Below are 19666 nucleotides of genomic sequence, written 5' to 3'. Positions count from 1 at the left end.
TTAGACAACAAACTGAAGAAGATAGCGATTAACGTCGACTTCCTGACAACTTGTACTCAAAAGAGAAGGGAATGGATGAGTGGTGTGGTGAGATAGCAGACACAAAAAAAGCCCGAGCAAGGCTCGAGCTTTTGCGTTGGATTCAGCATTAAAGCTTACACGTAGTACGCTTCAACTTCGCCTTTCAGTTTGATCAGCATTGGGTTACCGAAACGGTCTTTTGCTTTTGGAGACGCGATTTTTACCCAGCCTTCGCTAACGCAGTATTCTTCGACGTCAGCACGCTCTTTTCCGTTGAAACGGATACCGATTTGGTGATCAAAGCACTCTTTAACAAAGAATGGGCTACGTGGGTTGCCGGCAAGGCGATCTGGTAGAGCTGGTTTAGTTGTGTCGTTCATTTTTTGACCTGGATTCCGTAAAGAAAGTGCGTCATTGTAGTCAGTGTCTGTGCAGTGTTCAAGATAACGTTACTTCAATATATTGATGATTGTTTTCTATAAGGTTGAAATGCTGTTATCAAACCGTATTTCATTAGTCCTAGCCTTTTTTTTGCCATCCTTTCACATAAACAGATTGGCTGAAGGCATGTACAAAACCGCTATCACTATTTATCTATGAGATTCCTAACAGCCAGCCTCCTGATTCCTAGTTAGTATCTTTGTCATCGTGAAAACAATGGATTCGTCCCTATGTATAAATATAAATTACCTGTCCTTGAGAAAGTCGGCTTTGGTGCTGGCGACATGGCAGTCAACGTGGTGATTTCATCAATGATGTTAATCATTACATTCTTCTATACGGATATTTTTGGCATCAAACCAGAAGATTTAGCGATGCTATTTATCGTGGTTCGATTAATCGACGCGGTAACCGACCCGGTGATGGGTATGATTACCGATAAGTTTACCTCGCGTTGGGGGCGTTATCGCCAATATCTACTCTTTCTGGCGGTCCCTTTCGGTATCTCCGTTTACCTCGCTTTCAGCACACCTGACGGTGATTACAACACCAAGCTGATTTATGCTTACGCGACGTACATCTTTGTCACAATCATGTTTACTGCTGTGACGATTCCGTACATCTCATTAATCAGTGTGCTGACCGATGACCCGAAAGAGCGTTTGTCTGCCAACGGCTATCGTTTATTCTTCGCCAAAATCGCAGCGTTTCTTGTCACCATCATCGTACCGCAGATGTCAGCCGCTTGGGGTCAAGACAATATCCAATTGGGTTACCAGTACTCGATGGGTTTAATGGGACTAATGGGCACGTTGCTATTCTTGTTCTGTTTCGCGACCACTAAAGAGCGTATTGAACACGTGGTCGATAAGAAGTCGTTTAAAGACCAAGTCAAACTGCTGATGAAAAACGATCAATGGCTAGTACTGTGCGCGGTATGTGTAACGGGCACCATTGGCTATGTAATCCGTGGTTCCGTTGCAGCTTATTACGCCAAGTACTACCTTGGTGGTGACGCCGGCACGATTTCAGCGTTTCTTGCAACGGGTGTAGGAGCAGCGATTCTGGCAATGGTTGCGTCAACTTGGATTACTAAGACGTATTGTAAAATTAAACTGTTCCGCTACAGCCAAGTTGCGGTTCTGATACTGAGCGCGATGCTGTACGTGTTCGTTGGTCGTGATGACTTGGCACTGGCATTCGTGTTGTACTTCTTAGTGTCGTTTGTGGTGGATTTACACGCTCCAGTCTTCTGGTCAGCGATTGCAGAAGCTGTGGATTACGGCGCATACAAAACCGGTCAGCGTGTGTCTGGACTTGCGTTTGGCGGTATCTCATTTAGCCAGAAGCTAGGCATGGGTATCGGTGGTGCGGTAGTCGGTTGGTTACTGACATTCTTTAACTACGTGCCGAATGAAGCGCAGTCAGACTACGCTCTCACTGGTATCGCACTAATGCTGACGGTTATTCCTGGCTTGTTCCATTTCTTGATGGGCTCACTGATGTTCAAATACAAAGTGACCGACAAGTACTACCAGTCGATGACAGCAACGAACATCCTGGAAGAAGAGAAAAACCTAAGCGACGTTCAATCTTCAAAACCTCAATCAAATTACGCAAATTAAGGGAAGCAGTATGACCGATTTCGTCAATCCCATTATCGAACAGCGCGCCGACCCGCACATCTATAAACACACGGACGGCTACTACTATTTTACCGCTTCGGTACCGGAATATGATCGAATTGAGATTCGTCGAGCAAAGACCATCGCTGAGCTCGACACCACTAGCGAGTTGATAAACGCATGGTACAAGCCTGATACAGGCCCATACAGTGACCTAATCTGGGCGCCGGAGCTGCATTTTATCGACAACGCTTGGTACGTCTACTTTGCAGCGGCACCGTCACGAGAAATCGTGGACGGTTTGTTCCAGCACCGAATGTACGCGATTTCTAATTCGAACCCGAATCCGATCACTCCGGAATGGACGTTTGAAGGGCAAATCGATACCGGAATGGATACATTTTGTCTGGATGCGACCTCATTCAGTCACAACGGCGTTAATTACTACGTTTGGGCGCAAAAAGACAACAATATCGGTGGCAACTCCAACTTGTACATCGCGGAATTAGAAACGCCAACTAAGCTGCGCACCGCACCACAGTGTCTGACCATTCCAGAGTTTGAGTGGGAACAGATCGGCTTTTGGGTTAACGAAGGGCCATCGGTTATCCACCGTCATGGTAAGTTCTGGATGACTTACTCTGCCAGTGCGACCGATGAAAACTACTGTATGGGGCTGCTATACGCGGATGAAGACAGTGACTTGCTTGACCCGAAAAGCTGGGTGAAAGCCAAGCAGCCAGTATTTAAAACTAACTGGGAGAAAAAGGTCTACGGGCCTGGCCACAACAGCTTTACCGTTGATGAAGAAGGCCATGACTTGTTGGTTTATCACGCACGTGATTACACCGAAATTGAGGGCGACCCACTTTGGGACCCTAACCGCCACACTCGCATCAAACGCCTTATCTGGAAAGACGGTTTTCCAGTCTTTGGCGAAGCGATCTAATCCTATTATCTCAGTACCTGCGCTTTGCAGGTACTGTGTTTTTGAAAGGAGCCCCTATGCCCAATAGCATAATCCCACCTGACTCGATCAAATCCGCAATCGAAAGCGATCTTTTCACTGATGACGAGCCTGCCAAGGTTCATATCTTACGTAATCATCACGGCATGACAGCCACTTTTATGGACATTGGTGCGACCTGGTTAAGTTGTCAGCTTCCCACTTCATCTGGGCCACGAGAAGTATTGCTCGGCATGACATCACTGCGCGATTATCAGTCTCACTCGGCGTTTTTAGGTGCGACCATTGGCCGGTTCGCCAACCGCATCGCCAATGGGCAGTTCAACTTAAACGGACAAACCTATTCCATTACTCGCAACAATAATGGCAACAGCCTCCATGGCGGTGTTGAAGGCTTTGATAAACGCCGCTGGTTGGTGAAAGACAAGAGCGATTCACACATTACTTACTGTTTGATGTCCCCCGACGGTGACCAAGGCTTCCCGGGGAATCTGACCGCTGAAGTCGCTTATACGCTGACGGAAAACAATCAGTTATGTATTGAATATTCGGCGATCTGTGACCAGGACTGTCCGATCAACCTGACCAACCACGCCTATTTTAATCTTGATGGTGCGGAATCGGGCCACACTATTCTCGATCATGAGCTGCAACTTTTTGCGAAGGAATATCTTCCCACTGACGAAAATCTCATCCCAACTGGCGAGCTGAAAGCTGTCCAAGGGAGCAGTTTTGATTTTAGTACCGCTCAGGCAATCGGTACCCGCTTGCTCCAGGATGAAGATCAGAAGCTAGCCAAAGGCTATGACCACGCGTTTACCTTGCCTGAAGAGTTGGTTGATGGCGAAAGCACCATAGCATGTCTGACAAGTTCAGATAAACAGGTGGTGATGTCTGTATTTACCGACAAACCTGCGATTCAGTTTTACAGCGGTAACTTCTTGGCGGGAACACCATCACGTAGTGGGGAGTATAAGGATTATCAGGGGCTGGCGCTTGAAACTCAGTTCTTACCGGATTGCTCGAACCACCCTGAATGGCCAGAGGCGAATAGACGCTTTATTGCTCAAAAGTCGTTTTACCAGCATCAAACCAGTTACCAGTTTAATATCAATCACAATAAGTAAGTATTCAGAAATAATTCGGGCAGGTGCGAATCCTGCCCGACATGTATACACAAGCATCTTGAGGGTACTTGGGTATACTTACATCACTTTCTCACGATAGAGTTTCGGGCTTAGCCCTGCCTTGTTCTTAAACACGCGCGAAAAGTAGAGTGGATCAGAGTAGCCAATCAAGCGAGAAATTTGGTTGATGGAATAGTTCGATGTCACCAGTAACTGTTTCGCTCGACTGATTCGCTGGTCATCACGCCATTGGATGATCGTCATACCAACTTCGTCGCGGAATAAATGCCCCAATCTGGAGGGGGACAAGCAAACCAGATCGGCTAATGTTTCATTGCTGAAATCCTCATTGAGGTGCTTGGCCATGTAGTTCAATACGTTGGTGATTCGCGGATCAACGAGTTTCTTGATCAGGTTTGGCTGATTCATTTTGCAGCGAATCAACAATTGCTCTAGCAAATTTAGCGTCAATTCATCGCTGTATGGTTCGTCCTTTTTACTCAGATCTTCAATCTGCTTAAACAACAGGTCCAGCTTTTCCTGGGCGTCAATGTGCACACCTTTAGTGATAAACACACCATTGATACAACTTTCCCACTTAAGACGGTTTATCCAGTAGGCGCGAGGGCGAAAATAGATCCAGCGGTGATGCCAGTCTTCTGCCTCTTCTGAGCGGTGGTAGTAGTGCGGTACACCCGTTGGAAAGAGTAGTAAATCGCCTTCATTAACCGTAAAGGATTCGTCACCGTGGAATACGGTACCTTGACCTTTGACAGTCAAATTGATGATAAAGCCCTTCATCCCATGAGGACGGTCAATAACAAAGTCTAGATCGTTGCCTTTTGAGATTGGCGTTAAGCCCGCAACTAAATGAGCATTGAAGTCATATCCAGGTTTCAAGGGATCGTTTTGCATTCTATTTTCCGTATAACAGCATTAAAAATTGCCGCAAAATCGCGCGGCAAAAAAGTAAACCAGAGTGGGAAGCGTTGTTGTAGTCGTTTTGATAACCCTTCGCCATGATTATTGGTTGCAGTCATTATATTTGTGAAACTTCTGATACTTAAATCCACTTAACATCGCTAAACCGCAACCCGAAATTGGTCGCATTAATTTTAAATTATAGTTGTCACCCGCTGTAATCGCTTGCTCAATATCAAGCTGGATCGAGACGAGAGAGTCATTCAAGAGGCTGTCCCGTCATTGTCAAAACCACTCGACTATTGCCGGCATTCGCAAGCCACTTGGTGTGACATATTTGTTCCTTTTGCATTCGTTTAAATGCCCCAATACTACTCGATTACTTTGCGCAGTAACAAAACAGGTAGCGAAAACGAGAAGTAGGGAATCGTTTAAGCGCGTAGGGCGGATGGCATGACTTGCGGGAAGTTGGATGTTAGAAATATAGCAAAACGCCTATTCAGCTGACCCCCTCAGCCGAATAGGCGCATGCTATTTTTTTAGATACCGCTGCTAAAACGGTAGAACAGGCTGTTGTGTTTTAGCTCTGTTTTGAAGTCACGAATGGTGGTGTTCTTGTCAATCACAACCAGCTCGATACCCGCAAACTCAGCGAAGTCTTCTAGCATCTCTAAGGTGACGTTTTGCGTGTATACGCTGTGGTGCGCGCCGCCTGCATGAATCCATGAAGCCGCAGACACTTCTAGGTTTGGCTGAGGTTCCCAAAGCGCGTGTGCCACAGGCAAGTTGGGTAGATCTGATGGCGGTGTCACGGTATCAATTTCATTCACCAATAAGCGGAAGCGGTTACCTAAATCAATCAAGGTTGCCACTAGAGCAGGGCCAGCTTTAGCGCTGAAAATTGCGCGAGCCACATCGTCGGTTTTACCGATAGTATGGCGATGGATTTCAATCGATGGTTTGTCAGCAGCGATAGTCGGACACACTTCCAGCATGTGCGCACCTAGCACCTGGCCTTCACCCGTTAGGTTGTAGGTGTAGTCTTCCATGAAAGACGTGCCGCCTGGTAGACCTTGCCCCATGGTTTTGATGATGCGTGTCAACGCGGCCGTTTTCCAGTCGCCTTCGCCGCCGTAACCATAGCCTTTTTCCATTAAGCGTTGCGTTGCCAAACCAGGTAGGTTAGTCATGCCAGTCAGGTTTTCAAACGTGTTTACAAATGCCATGCAGCCACGTTCTTGTAGGAAGGTTTCCATACCGAGTTCAAGGCGAGCTTCATTCTTAAGAATTTCCAACTGTTCTGGCGTTTCAAAAATTTCCGGAGCGATTCGGTACGTTGAGCGGTACTCTTCCAGCAGGGCATTGATTGCGCTGTCTTCGACTTTGTTCACGACTTCAGTCAGTTCACCTAAACCGTATGCGTGTACTTCAAAGCCAAACTCGATTTGTGCGCTAACCTTGTTGCCTTCAGTTACCGCTACTTGGCGCATGTTATCGCCAAAGCGTGCAACACGTAACGTGTGGCTCTCGTGCCAACCAATGGCCGCACGACACCAGTGGTCGAGCTGCTTACGTACAGAAGGCTTCTGCCAGTGACCAACGATAACGCGGCGATCCAAGCCAAGGCGTGTACCGATGAAGCCAAATTCGCGATCACCGTGTGCACTTTGGTTCAGATTCATGTAGTTCATGTCGATGCTTTCCCAAGGGAGCGCTTCGCTGAATTGGGTGTGCAGATGAACAAATGGTTTATTCAGTTGCTTGAGACCTGAAATCCACATTTTTGCTGGTGAGAAAGTGTGCATCCATAGCACCACACCCAGACAGTTTTCATCGTTGTTTGCTTGCTGGCATACGTTGAGGATTTCTTCTGGCGACTTCACTGTTTCTTTACATACAACAGGCACGCACACATCGTCGCTCTGGTTAAAGCCAGCCACGATCTCTTCGCTGTTTTTTGCCACTTGCTCCAATACTTTAGGACCGTATAGGTGCTGTGAACCGGTGATAAACCATACAGATTTGTTTGTTAAATCTTTCATAAGTGCCTCTGTTATTCTGTGTCGCATTGGTCGCCTCGCCAGTTGCCAGGCGACAATTGTTCGTTATTTTTGTCCGTAGTACGCGTCTTTACCGTGCTTGCGTAAGTAGTGCTTATCCAGCAAGGTCTGTGGTATCGGTAACGTGCTCGGATTGATAGACAGTGTGCGGAACGCCATTTTTGCAACTTCTTCTACCACTACGGCGTTATGTACGGCGTTATGTGGGTTAGTTCCCCAAGTAAATGGCGCGTGCTCACGAACCAAGATGCCGGGAATCGCCATTGGGTCAGTCGCACCGATCGTCTCAACGATGACTTTGCCGGTATTTAGCTCGTAGTCGTTTTCAATCTCTTGTTGAGTCAAAGCGCGAGCACATGGAATATGACCGTAGAAATAGTCCGCGTGCGTGGTGCCAAAGGCGGGAATCGCTGCTCCTGCTTGCGCCCATGACGTCGCATAAGAAGAGTGGGTATGGACGATACCCCCAATCTCCGGGAACTGACGGTAAAGCTCGAGGTGCGTCGCGGTATCAGAAGAAGGTTTCAACTCGCCTTCGACGATTTGGCCTTGCAGATCGACCACCACCATGTTTTCTGCGCTGAGATCGCTGTATTCGACGCCACTTGGCTTGATAACCACTAAACCGGATTCGCGATCAATACCTGAAACATTGCCCCAGGTGAACGTCACGAGGTTATGACGCTGAAGACCCATATTGGCCTGCCACACTTGATGGCGAAGCGTTTTCATACGTTCAGCGAATGAGTCCATGTCATTCCATGTTGTTTGTTCAGACATCTTCACGCTCCTGAGATTGATGGAACTCCGCCATTTGTTCCATGTGTTGACCGAGTTGACGGTAAGCTGCGTAGCGCTCCGCTCGCAAAGCTTGTACTTGTGCGTTTGGCGAATAAGTTTGACGAACAGGGCTTGCCATTACGTCTTGAGCCGCTTTGGTGTCTGGGTAAACGCCAGCCGCGACAGCAGCAAATATTGCCGCCCCTAATGCACAGCATTGATCCGACTCAACCACGATAATTTCGCGACCAATCACATCCGCACACATCTGCATCACGAACGGTGATTTCTGCGCAATACCCCCGATCGCAATCACGCGTTCAACCTTGACGTCTTGTTCAATGAAGCAATCCACAATCGCTTTGGCGCCGTGAGCCGTTGACTCAACCAATGCTGAGAAGATGGCTGGTGAAGCACTGCCAAGGTTTAAATCACAAATAGCGCCTTTTAATCGCTGGTTTGCGTATGGTGTGCGTCGGCCGTTGAGCCAGTCCATTGCTACTGGCGTGTACTGGTCGATACCCTGCTGCTCTGCAGCTTGTGAAAGCATTGGTAATAGGTCAGACGCAATTTCTTCTGCTTTTGGTGCAAAGTCAGGGTTAAGCTTGGCGTACGCCTGCAGTGGCCACATCAGAACGTTCTTAAACCAAGCATACATATCACCAAATGCAGATTGTCCTGCTTCTAGCGCGAGTAGCTCTGGCATTGCACTGCCTTCAACCTGGCCGCAAATACCGTGAATGGTGCGATCGCCAACCTGATCCGATTCAACCATCAAAATGTCACACGTTGAAGTACCAATTACTTTCACCAAATCATTGGCACCAGCACCTGCACCAACCGCGCCCATGTGGCAGTCAAATTCGCCAATTGCAATCGCAATACCTTCTGGTAGCCCCAGCTTTTCTGCCCATGCTTTTGACAAGTAACCAGCAGCTTGGTCCGAAGTGAAGACTTCCGTGAACATACGATCGCGAATGCCATCTAGCGTCGGAGATATCGCGCTTAAAAACGCTTGGTCTGGCAGGCCACCCCAGCTGTCATGCCACATGGCTTTGTGTCCGGCAGCACAAATGCCGCGACGCAGTTTTTGAGGGTGTTGAGCATCGGCGAGAATCGCTGGAATCCAGTCACAAAGTTCTACCCAGCTGTACGCGCTTTTAGCCACTTGTTCGTCTTGTTCGCTGACCCAAGCGGCTTTAGCCCAGAACCATTCCGATGAATAAATACCACCGATGTAACGGGTGTAATCGGTGAAATCACCTGAGTGGGCAAGCTCATTAATCAGATCCGCCTTAGTCACCGACGTATGATCTTTCCAAAGGACAAACATCGCATTTGGGTTGTTCTCGAACTCTGGAAGCAATGCCAGGATGTTGCCGTTTTCATCAATTGGGGCTGGTGTTGAGCCTGTTGTATCGACACCGATACCAACGATGGAAGAGGCGAGCTCTGGTGATACTGTGGTCAGGACTTCTTGGATCGCACTGGTCATTGCATCCAGATAATCTTGAGGGTGATGTCTGAATTGAGATTGAGCAGGCTGACAATATAGCCCTTTCATCCATCGTGGGTAATAGACGACAGACGAAGATACTTCTTTGCCTGTTTGTGCATTAACGATTAGGGCACGTACGGAGTCTGAACCGAAGTCCAAACCGATGACATGCTGTTGTTGTTGTGTGTGTATTGTGTCCATGACTGCTCCAGCTTTTGGTCAGCAAACTAAATCTACTTGTTGTTATAGCTATAGGAGGGACGTTATCCCATAAAGAGGTCTGCTAACTTTATGGACAAAAACGTCATGGGCTATTTTTTGTGTTCTTTCTAACACCTTCTTGTGACAGGTAGGAATAACAAAAAAACTGCTTATTCATCGTTTGCATTAGGCTCGTATAGGGTTGTCTACTGTGTGTTTGCATCAGTGGTCGCATAATTGAGATCTGTGTCATAGCCACACTGGCTAAATGAATGGACAAATTCGCTACATTTTTCAGCTGTGATTTTTGTCACTAACAAATGTCCCTAAATCCACAAATATGTATTACGAACACTTACCCCTACCAGTGGATGGATAACAATGAAACTTAAAAAACTACTCACAATCGCTGCCCTATCTGGCGTAACTATGCTTAGTGCTTCTGCTAACGCATTCTTTGGTTCAGATGATGAAACGAGACTAGGCTATCTGGTTAAGCAACCTGAAGAACCATGGTTCCAAACGGAATGGTCATTTGCGGAAAAAGCCGGTAAAGATTTAGGCTTTGAAGTAGTAAAAATGGCGGTGCCAGATGGCGAAAAAACCCTCAATGCTATCGATACTCTCGCGGCGCAAGGCGCGAAAGGCTTCGTTATCTGTACTCCTGACCCTAAATTAGGTCCTGCAATCATGGCGAAAGCAAAGAGCTATGACCTAAAAGTAGTCACGGTTGATGATCAGTTCTTAAACGCGAAAGGCGAGCCAATGACAGAAGTACCATTGGTTATGATGGCGGCTACCGCTATCGGTGAACGCCAAGGTACCGAGCTGTACAAAGAAATGCAAAAGCGTAACTGGGATGCTTCCGTAACAGGTGTGATGGCAATCACTGCGGACGAACTCGATACTGCGCGTCGTCGTGTAGATGGCTCAATTTCTGCACTTAAAGCCGCTGGATTCCCTGGAGACCAAATCTACCGTGTACCAACGAAAACGAACGATATCCCAGGTGCATTAGACGCAGCTAACTCTCTACTTGTTCAATACCCTGACGTTAAGCAATGGCTTATCGTTGGTATGAACGACAACACCGTTTTGGGTGGCGTACGTGCAACTGAAGGCCAAGGCTTTGGTTCAGACAATGTAATCGGTATTGGTATCAACGGTGTTGATGCGGTTAACGAACTCGCAAAATCTCAGCCAACTGGTTTCTACGGTTCACTGCTACCTAGCCCAGACGTGCACGGCTACAAGAGTATCGAGTCTCTATACAAGTGGGTAAAAGAAGACGTTCAACCAGAGAAGTTTGTTGAAGTTACGGACGTTGTTCTTATCACTCGTGACAACTTCAAAGACGAACTAGCGAAAAAAGGGCTGTAAGCTCAATTTCGGTGACGGCCGACTTGGTCGTCACCAACTGATTTAACGGAGAGAATGTCATGGCGAAGTCCCCCTCTTACATAGAGTTTCGAAATATCTCGAAGCACTTCCCTGGTGTTAAGGCATTGAACAACGTGAGTTTCCGCGCCGATGCGGGCAGTGTTCACGCTTTGATGGGTGAAAATGGTGCGGGTAAATCAACGTTACTCAAAACCTTAAGTGGTTTCCATAAGCCTACGGAAGGTCACATCGCTATTGATGGTAAAGAAGTGGCGCTGAATTCAACCAATGATGCGCTTGATCACGGTATTGCCATTATTTATCAAGAGCTCAACTTGGTTCCTGAGTTGACGGTTGCGGAAAATATTTATCTTGGTCAACTACCGACCAAGGGTGGCCGCGTGGATACAGAAACCCTCAACAAGAACGCACGGGTTCAGTTAGAGCGTTTAGGTGAAACATTCGACCCATCTTGCCAACTAAAAGAGTTGTCTATTGGCCAATGGCAGATGGTTGAAATTGCCAAAGCACTGAGTCGAAACGCACAAATTATCGCATTTGATGAGCCAACCAGTAGTTTGTCACAGCGCGAAATTCAAAACTTATTCAAGGTTATCCGTGAACTGCGTGATGCGGGCAAAATCATTATGTACGTATCGCACCGTATGGAAGAAATCTTTGACCTGTGTGATGCATTAACGATCTTCAAAGATGGCCAGCACGTGCAGTCATTTACTGACCTTTCTCAGCTGACAAACGATCGTTTAGTTGAACTGATGGTTGGCCGTGAAATTAGCGACATCTTCAACTACCGCCCGCGTGAACATGGTAAGAGTGGTTTACGCATCGAAAACTTCGAAGGCCCAGGATTAACCGCACCAGTGTCACTGGATGTTAAACAAGGTGAGGTCCTTGGTTTGTTTGGATTGGTTGGCGCAGGTCGTACTGAGCTTACTCGTCTTATTTTCGGCGCAGATAAAAAGACAGGCGGCGATCTTTACTTACACGATGTCAAAATTGGCGTAAAAAACCCGCAAGATGCAATTCGTTACGGCATTACGCTTTGTTCGGAAGACCGCAAAGCAGACGGCATCGTTCCTATCATGTCGGTACAAGAGAACACCAACATCAGTGCTCGCCCTTGGCATTTAAAGTTCAAGAGCTTGATTGATTTCGATTGGGAGAAAAACAACGCTTCCAAGCAAAAACAAGCCCTCAATGTTAAAGCTTCTTCTCTGGAGCAGCCAATTGGCAAGCTATCAGGCGGTAATCAGCAGAAAGTGATTCTTGGTCGTTGGTTGTCAACGGCAATGAGCGTTATCTTACTGGATGAACCTACTCGTGGTATCGATGTGGGCGCCAAATCTGAAATTTACGAACTCATTTTTAAGCTGGCAGAGAACGGAGTAACAGTACTCGTCGTTTCCAGCGATTTACCAGAAGTGTTGGGTATCTCTGACCGTGTACTTGTTATGAAAGACGGCGCGGTAACCGGCGAACTACAACGTGACGAATTCGATGAACAAACCGCACTTCGTCTAGCCATGCTAGATAAAGAAGAGTCGGCAGCAGCTTAAAATTAAGGAATATCATTATGTCTACTTCTAGTCCTACAAAAGCTCTAGAGTCAGCACCTAAAACTGGCGGCTTAAGCTTCGCAAAAATTTGGGATAAGTTTGGAATGCTAATGGTGTTTGCAGGTCTATTTCTGCTTTGCGCCTTGTTTGTTCCTTACTTTGCAACCTTCATCAACATGAAAGGCTTAGGTCTCGCAATCTCAATGAGTGGTATGGTGGCATGTGCCATGCTGTTCTGTCTTGCTTGTGGTGACCTTGACCTATCTGTTGCTTCAATCATCGCTTGTTCCGGTGTTGTTACGGCTGTGGCTATTAACGCGACAGGCAGTGTTGTGTTAGGTATCGGTGCTGGCCTACTTTCAGGTGTTGCATTTGGCCTATTAAACGGCTTTGTTATCGCTAAACTGCAAATCAACGCACTGATCACCACACTAGCAACCATGCAGATTGCACGTGGTCTTGGCTACATCATTTCTGACGGTAAAGCGGTTGGTATCACAGAAGAGAGTTTCTTCGCTTTGGGTAACTCTTCATTCATCGGTATTCCAACTCCGGTTTGGCTAACACTGATTACATTCGCTGTATTTGCTTTTCTCCTAAACCGCACGGTTTACGGACGTAACACTCTGGCGATTGGTGGTAATGAGGAAGCCGCTCGCCTGGCTGGTGTGAACGTGGTGAAAACGAAGATGATTATCTTCACCATCTCTGGTTTCATCTCAGCCCTTGCGGGTGTCATTTTGGCAGCACGTATGACTTCTGGTCAGCCAATGACATCAGTTGGTTTCGAGCTGGTGGTTATCTCGGCTTGTGTACTGGGTGGTGTATCTCTAAAAGGTGGTATCGGTAAAGTCTCTTACGTTATCGCTGGTGTACTTATTCTTGGTACTGTAGAAAACGCGATGAACCTACTGAACATGTCTCCGTTTTCTCAATATGTTGTTCGTGGTGGGATACTACTCGCAGCGGTTATTTTTGACCGCTACAAGCAGACAGTAAAAGCATAAATGAATTGCTGACCTAAGAACGCTACAAATCACTAGAAAGAGTCCCTTCAGATATGAGGGGACTTTTTTATTCTTGGATTGACAACCCTTTGAGGCATTGAGTATTAACGCTTGGGTGCATGCTCTACTGCAAGATTTGCGTGTTTTTCTCGTTGCTCTCTCCTCGTTTCTCTCTTCTCGTCGCTAAAGAATCATCAATTAGCTCAGGCTTGTCTATCAATACCTGAGTTTCTGTCTGTTTATCTCCCAGAGCAGTCAGCCTGCTACGCCAGATCCCTCTCATAGCATATTAATTATATTAAATAATACATTTATAAATAGAATTGCGAGTCATATCTTATTTTTATTTTTATAAATTAATGTCCTTATAATAATTTCGTTGTTTGTTTTTTTATTCACATTTATATATGACACTTTTTACAGCCATGACATGTGTTTTAATATTTGATTTAGATCAATAAATCTATCAAATATCATTAATTTTAGTGAATAAAACTGCATATCGTTACTTCAATAATATGGGTTTAATTATGAAGTCGATCGTATTTATTTAAAATGAAATTATATTTCAATTTTAAATTGTATTTATTTCGATAATATTATCGACAGAAACGCATTCAGTATAAGAATGCAATCTCTGAGCCTATAAATGCTTTTAATACAATTAGTTGCGTTAAATTTTTATGCAACATATGGAGTACGATATGAACATCAAACCTTTAGCTATTGCAATTTCTGTTCTATTTACTGGTGCAGCAGCAGCTGGCGAAATTTACAAATCAGAAGAAAATAAAGTTGAACTATCAGGTTGGGCAAAAGGTATCGCAGTATACGTTGATGCTGATGATAAAGAGAAAGCACCACACGTATTTACGGATGCACACCTAAAAGTTAAAGGTACGCATCAGTTGAATGAAGATGCGAAACTAATTGGTTCTTTTGCAATTAATGCTGGCGACAGTGTGACAAAAGAAAACCGCAATGCAGAATTCGCTGATATTAAATTAGAATTTGACCATGTTAAATACGGTAATTTCTCTTTCGGTGATACAGGTAACTCTTTTGGTGCGGCCGAAAAAGCGCATCAAGGTGAAGGGACAAACTTGTACAAGATTTCGCAAGGTGGTGTAGACGGTCAAGGTATCCGTTACAAGGCAAAAATCAACGATCTTGAGTTTTCTGCAAACTACGAAACAGACAGCGATTCAGACAATGAGGCAAACTACGCAACATCTCTAAACTACAAAACAGACGATTTCTCTGCAGCGGTTGCTTACGGTTCTGATGGTGATGAAGCGAATTCTCTAGGTTTAGGCGGTGACGTAAAACTGGGTGATTTCAAATTTGGTGCAGCATTCATTTCTTTCGAAAACGCAGGGAGCTTGAAAGCAAGCGACAGTGTTGAACTTAAGCTTGAATCTCCAAACGACGGTGAAACTTACTCTGTAGCAGCAGCGTACACATTTGAATGTTTCAAACTTTATGGTTCTCTTCAATACGTCGAGGGTGACCTACAAGGTACGGCTGTAGAAGCGCAAACGGCATACCTAGGTCTTGGTTATGAAGTAACAGACTCATTCAAAACAGATTTTGTTGTTCAAACAGGTTCTGTAGAACAGGAAGGCGAAGAGAAGAAAGACGGTTACGGCCTTAAGTTTGTAGCGAAATACTCGTTCTAAGTTCCAGTTCTATCATTAATCCACTGCTTTACCTTACTTAAAGCCACCCGCATTCCGGTTTGAATGCGGGTTTTTTGCTTTTAGAGAGAAAGTAGATCGCAAAGTGGCTAATGTAAGTGAGTCTGTGCTTGAGGCTAAATAAAAAGCCCCAATTATTGGGGCTTAAACGAAGCGAAGCATTACGTTTTAGAAATAGTGGAATATCGGTGGTTCATGCATCAAGAAGTTTTGATGCGAGATGTTCCACGCATACGCGCCCGCTAAGGTAAACACGACGTAGTCACCAATGTCGATGTGTTCGACGTGTTGATTGCGCGCCAGCACATCTTTTGGCGTACAAAGCTGTCCGACAAAGGTCGCTTGCGCATGCTGGATTGGGTGAGAAATTTCGTTGTGCTGCTCGTTCTTAAGGATGATGAACGGATGATCATGGCTCTGCGCCGCTGGTGTGCGGAAATGGTGAGTACCTCCGCGCGCAATTACGAAGTTTTCACCAAGATTTTGTTTAATATCTAACACTTCCATTACGTAGTAACCACATGGGGCGGTGATAAACCGTCCGCACTCAAAACGCAGTGTCCAGTCTTGCACTTGCTCTTTCGCGATAAGAAATTCCAACTTGTCGCAAAACTCCATCCACGGAAAGTGTTGCTCAGGGTTTTGATAGTTAATACCCATGCCGCCACCCAAGTTGATCATCAGCTCACTGAGTTCGAACTGCTGTTGCCACGTCTTCACAACTTGGAAGTAGCGCTGCATCAACGCCAAGTGACTTTCGACGTCGAGTTGATGCGACATCAAGTGAAAATGGAAACCTTTCAGTGACACTTGCGGGAAATCACGCAGCAACATCAGGGCATTGCTCAGTTCAGATTCGTCCAAACCAAATGGGGTTGGCTTTCCGCCCATCGCCAGCTTGCTTAGCGTGATGTCGCCGATATCAATGTTCATACGTAGGAAAATCGAAGCAGGGCGGTTTAGTCGCTCGGTTAGTGCACCAATGCGTTGCAATTCGGTTAGGCTTTCGACATGAATCGCATCGACGTCGAGCTCAATCGCTTGTTGCAATTCACTTGGCATTTTACCTGGGCCGCCGAAGATCAATGGCTTGTCGAGTAGTTGCTGGTGGAGATGAGCCAACTCGCCGCCGGATGCGGCTTCAAAGCCATCGACATAAGGCGCGAGTGTTGTGAGGATAGGCCCTGATGGGTTGGCTTTCGCAGCGTAAAACAGCTCCACATTTTCTGGCAATACGTGACGCAGTTGTTTGATGTGCGCTTCCAAGTTGTTTAGGTCGTACAAGTACGCGCACAAGGGTTGATCTTGCTGCTGTGCGAGCGTTTTAATTTGCTGGCTGACGCGTGTTGGTAGGATGAGTGAGTTAGGCATGTTGCGCTCCTTTTTCACCTTGTTGCCAAGGCGCGGCTACTTGGGTGTAACCCGACTCTTTATCGGCTTTTTGCATCAAACGCGTGGTGAAATTGTTTTTGCTTGGGAAGTGACCGACATTAAGTAACGCTTCAAGTTCCGGATGTTTTCCATTAACTGATTGCCAACGCACAATCGCACTTTGCACCGCATTCCACAGTGTTTGTTCTAGTTGATCGTCACCTTCTGCGATGAAGAATATCGCCTCGCTGATATTGTTGATAAAGGTGCAGTATCCGATGCGATTCCAGCCCTGTTCGCGACTGTAGTAGACTGATTGTCGCGCGCGTTCAGACAGGTTGGTTAAGGCCTCTTCTGGCCAAAATTCTGGCAGCAATTTGGTGCCTTCCAAATCACGAATCCAAACGCAGCAAGGCATCTCTTGCTCAAAGCCAATCAAGGTGTTTTGCAAATGCGGCTCAAACGCGACTCCGTGCTTGAAGTAGTAATTAAACACGCCCGGAATCAGGCAATGCAAATAGCGTTCAAACCACAGTGTTGCGATGTCGTGATAGTGACTTTGCGTTGTACGTGCTTTGTTTGTCAGGTGTTGAGCAATGCAGCTGTTGCCGTTTCTGTCGTAGGCAAACAGAGCGCCGGCGAGGGTTGGCTTTAAGATATCGACTTCGCTAAGCGAGAAGTTTTCGCGGTACAAAATGCCGAACGACTCGCGGGCTTTGGTGTTGTCGTCCCAATTTCTCTCGGCCACACTTTCAAGATTCAATGTGGTGGCGTAGGGTTCGGTCATCACTTTAAACACCGGATTGCGCAGCTGTTCGTTCTCTCGAATCGGCTTGAGAATCGATGTGAGTTGCACTGCACTGTCGAGTTCGTACCAAGCGTTTTTGCGCACGCAGTTGGTTAATCGTACGTTGATGGAGAACTTAGCAAACCAGTCCATATCAGGGTGGTAGAGGGTACGAACTGAAGACGTCGGTTGCATCTTTTCTCCGCCTAATCCCAGTGGAGTGATCTGGCCTTGTTCAATCGCTTTTTTCACGCTTGGGTTGCTCAAGATGGTGTAGCTTTCCCAAGGATGGCAAGGGTAGAGTATCTTCCCATTGCAGGCTGCATGATGTGGCGCGAGCTGTTGTAGCATGTGCTGCGCAGAGCCAGATTCATTGTCGGAACTCAGTACATCAAGTAAGGACGAATCCACTTCAAACCAGAACAACGGGACTTGCGCACCGACTTCCGGAGAGAACGCCAAAAGATCATCCATTGTGACGCCTGAGCGACTTTTCGGTGTCGGGTGGAAAGTATGACCCCAAATCAGCGATTGTTCCGAGGCGATAAATTCGTTGTGATACGATTTGGGCGCGACGTTGAGAAACTGCTCCGTAACCAGCACGCTATTGTCAAGCTGTTCGAGCAGCTCATGGTTAAACGGGATCGCCAACACTTGCTTGAGATAGTTAAGCAAAAGCGTGAGGGTTTGCGTAGAGTTCAACTTCGTCCAAGCAGAGCCAGGCATTTTTACCCATGGCATTCCCGCCAACTTGATTTTGCCTAGTTTACTTACGTAGTGAGTCGGTAAAACTAGCACGCCATTTTGCTGGGATAGATGAACGGCAACGAGCTGTTTTGCTGAGTAGTTTCTTTTTAACGTCTGCGGTAATGACGTCGAGTTGTATTGCCATTCTACTTGCTGATTTGGCAACGCAAACTCGCGTAAGTAACAATTGAGGACACCCATCATGGTATTGAGTTGGGCTTTTTCACGGTTGAGTTGCACATCATGCGCGCGCAACTCACTAGTCGGAGAGGATTGAGTCTGTAACATGTTGATTTCCAAATTTTGAGTGGATAACCAGTGCGATCAAGGTGATCACGCTGACTATCGCAGAAAGTAGGAAAGGAACCTCAAGTAGCCCCAAGCTAGAAATGAAAGAAGCGCAAAATCCCGCTGCCACGCCACCCCATTTGGACATGGCATCAAAGCGAGAAAATACTTTGCCACTGAGTTTGCGATCCAGATTGCTCGCTAGATGTTGGTGCAATCCGTGATAGCAACACACCATCGCGACGCCGAAGAAAACTCTTGCTGCAATTAGCGTGGTTTCGGACGCAAACAAATGCAAGGCAGAACTCACGGCAAGCAATGCAAACCCAAGCCACAACGTACGCATCGGTTGATAGCGATTAAACCCATCCGATAACACGTGGATTTTGCCAGCCAACAACAGATAGATGCCATGCGGCAGCGCGTACAGAAAACCGATCCATGCGTGGTTGGTGATTCCATATTGCTGCACAAACGGCGAGAAATAGGGAAAGGTCACCACCATCGAGAAAGCAAAACCGAACTGAGCGAAGAAGATCCAGCGAATAGCATGCATGACGCTTTTTTGCGTAACGGTTTTCTCTTGCTGTGATTCTAAGTTTGGCTTTTCGCGGCTTTGGTCAGCGGGTAGTGTCAGCGTTATGCCCATTGCGATAAAAGGCAAAACGCATAACCAAAGGTAAGCGTTAAGCGGGTTGGTTTCTGACAAGCTCCAGCCCAATCCGATTGGTGCGACGATCAGTGCCAAGCGGGCGGAAAGTTGGGTTTTATTAAGCGACTTGCCGAGGGTTTTGGCTTCTTTAATTTGGCTAGATAAGTAGCTGTTTGAGGCGGCCATGGTGCCGCCAAAGGTTCCTTGAACAATAAGACCAAACACAAACATTGTGAGGTTGTCTGCCAAGCCACACAGCGCAAACCCTGCTGCAAGGCCAAGTTGTGCGCGCAAGAGTGAGCGGCGGCGACCATAGCGATCGGCAAAGTTGCCCCAAAAACGCGCCGCCAACGCGGTACAAAAAGTGGGTAGGATGAATAAAACGCCTGCCCAGTCCGCGTCAATGCTTGCGCCCAATGTTGGCAACACAACGGGTAGAAATAGTGGCATACCTAATGCGGCAAACGCGGCGATAAAGTGGCACAACAACACACTGTAGATGAGTTTGGTCATAATCGG

General features: G+C 46.6%; 15 protein-coding genes. 7 read left to right on the top strand and 8 right to left on the bottom strand.

What is annotated here, in order from left to right:
- Positions 1–155: 155 nt before the first annotated feature.
- Positions 156–401, bottom strand: a complete 246-nt coding sequence (locus L3V31_RS02135) for a DUF3297 family protein (protein WP_237314339.1) — start codon at positions 399–401, stop codon at positions 156–158.
- Between the two features lie 291 nt (positions 402–692).
- On the opposite strand from L3V31_RS02135, the gene L3V31_RS02130 reads away from it, so the two are divergent.
- The 3 genes from L3V31_RS02130 to galM are packed head-to-tail and all read left to right on the top strand — an operon-like array spanning position 693 to position 4181.
- Positions 693–2087 (top strand): MFS transporter, encoded by a 1395-nt coding sequence (locus L3V31_RS02130; protein WP_237314338.1) that lies wholly within the window; start codon positions 693–695, stop codon positions 2085–2087.
- A 10-nt stretch (positions 2088–2097) separates the two neighbouring features.
- Positions 2098–3036, top strand: coding sequence for a glycoside hydrolase family 43 protein (locus L3V31_RS02125; RefSeq protein ID WP_237314336.1), 939 nt, complete (start codon positions 2098–2100; stop codon positions 3034–3036).
- 56 nt (positions 3037–3092) lie between these two features.
- Entirely contained in the window at positions 3093–4181 is a 1089-nt protein-coding gene (gene galM, locus L3V31_RS02120) for a galactose-1-epimerase (RefSeq protein ID WP_237314334.1), read from the top strand.
- A gap of 78 nt (positions 4182–4259) precedes the next feature.
- On the opposite strand, the gene araC is transcribed toward galM, so the two are convergent.
- The 4 genes from araC to L3V31_RS02100 all read right to left on the bottom strand — a co-directional run bounded on the left by araC (position 4260) and on the right by L3V31_RS02100 (position 9641).
- Positions 4260–5096, bottom strand: coding sequence for an arabinose operon transcriptional regulator AraC (gene araC / locus L3V31_RS02115; RefSeq protein ID WP_237314332.1), 837 nt, complete (start codon positions 5094–5096; stop codon positions 4260–4262).
- A 545-nt stretch (positions 5097–5641) separates the two neighbouring features.
- Positions 5642–7144 carry an L-arabinose isomerase gene (gene araA, locus L3V31_RS02110; protein WP_237314330.1) on the bottom strand — a complete coding sequence of 501 codons (1503 nt, stop codon included), beginning with the start codon at positions 7142–7144 and terminating at the stop codon, positions 5642–5644.
- A gap of 63 nt (positions 7145–7207) precedes the next feature.
- The gene (locus L3V31_RS02105; protein WP_275949714.1) at positions 7208–7942 is read right to left on the bottom strand and encodes an L-ribulose-5-phosphate 4-epimerase; all 735 of its coding nucleotides are present in this window, start codon (positions 7940–7942) and stop codon (positions 7208–7210) included.
- Complete coding sequence (locus L3V31_RS02100; protein ID WP_237314328.1) at positions 7935–9641, bottom strand: ribulokinase; 1707 nt, start codon at positions 9639–9641, stop codon at positions 7935–7937. Before L3V31_RS02100 ends, L3V31_RS02105 begins: the two co-directional genes overlap by 8 nt.
- Positions 9642–10022: 381 nt before the next feature.
- Here L3V31_RS02100 and L3V31_RS02095 point away from each other — a divergent pair, with 381 nt between their 5' ends.
- From L3V31_RS02095 to L3V31_RS02080, 4 genes are all read left to right on the top strand, one after another.
- Positions 10023–11021: an arabinose ABC transporter substrate-binding protein gene (locus L3V31_RS02095; RefSeq protein WP_275949713.1), complete on the top strand. Its 999-nt coding sequence runs from the start codon at positions 10023–10025 to the stop codon at positions 11019–11021.
- Positions 11022–11080: 59 nt separating this feature from the next.
- Entirely contained in the window at positions 11081–12598 is a 1518-nt protein-coding gene (araG, locus tag L3V31_RS02090; protein ID WP_237314326.1) for an L-arabinose ABC transporter ATP-binding protein AraG, read from the top strand.
- Positions 12599–12615: 17 nt separating this feature from the next.
- Entirely contained in the window at positions 12616–13605 is a 990-nt protein-coding gene (gene araH / locus L3V31_RS02085; protein WP_237314324.1) for an L-arabinose ABC transporter permease AraH, read from the top strand.
- Positions 13606–14309: 704 nt separating this feature from the next.
- The gene (locus tag L3V31_RS02080; protein WP_237314322.1) at positions 14310–15284 is read left to right on the top strand and encodes a porin; all 975 of its coding nucleotides are present in this window, start codon (positions 14310–14312) and stop codon (positions 15282–15284) included.
- Positions 15285–15470: 186 nt separating this feature from the next.
- On the opposite strand, the gene L3V31_RS02075 is transcribed toward L3V31_RS02080, so the two are convergent.
- From L3V31_RS02075 to L3V31_RS02065, 3 genes are read right to left on the bottom strand one after another with little or no spacing between them, the layout of a single operon-like run.
- The gene (locus L3V31_RS02075) at positions 15471–16673 is read right to left on the bottom strand and encodes a type III PLP-dependent enzyme (protein ID WP_237314320.1); all 1203 of its coding nucleotides are present in this window, start codon (positions 16671–16673) and stop codon (positions 15471–15473) included.
- Entirely contained in the window at positions 16666–18495 is a 1830-nt protein-coding gene (locus L3V31_RS02070; protein WP_237314318.1) for an IucA/IucC family protein, read from the bottom strand. Before L3V31_RS02070 ends, L3V31_RS02075 begins: the two co-directional genes overlap by 8 nt.
- A complete protein-coding gene (locus tag L3V31_RS02065) occupies positions 18467–19660 on the bottom strand; it encodes an MFS transporter (protein WP_237314316.1) in 1194 nt (397 codons plus the stop codon). The genes L3V31_RS02070 and L3V31_RS02065 overlap by 29 nt, the downstream gene beginning before the upstream one ends.
- Between the last annotated feature and the right edge of the window lie 6 nt (positions 19661–19666).

The organism is Vibrio sp. J1-1 (genome assembly GCF_021728395.1).
In the GTDB taxonomy this organism is placed as follows: Bacteria; Pseudomonadota; Gammaproteobacteria; order Enterobacterales; family Vibrionaceae; genus Vibrio.
The sequence above is the reverse complement of the archived record's forward strand: the minus strand, read 5'-3'. Positions and strand labels throughout refer to the sequence as shown.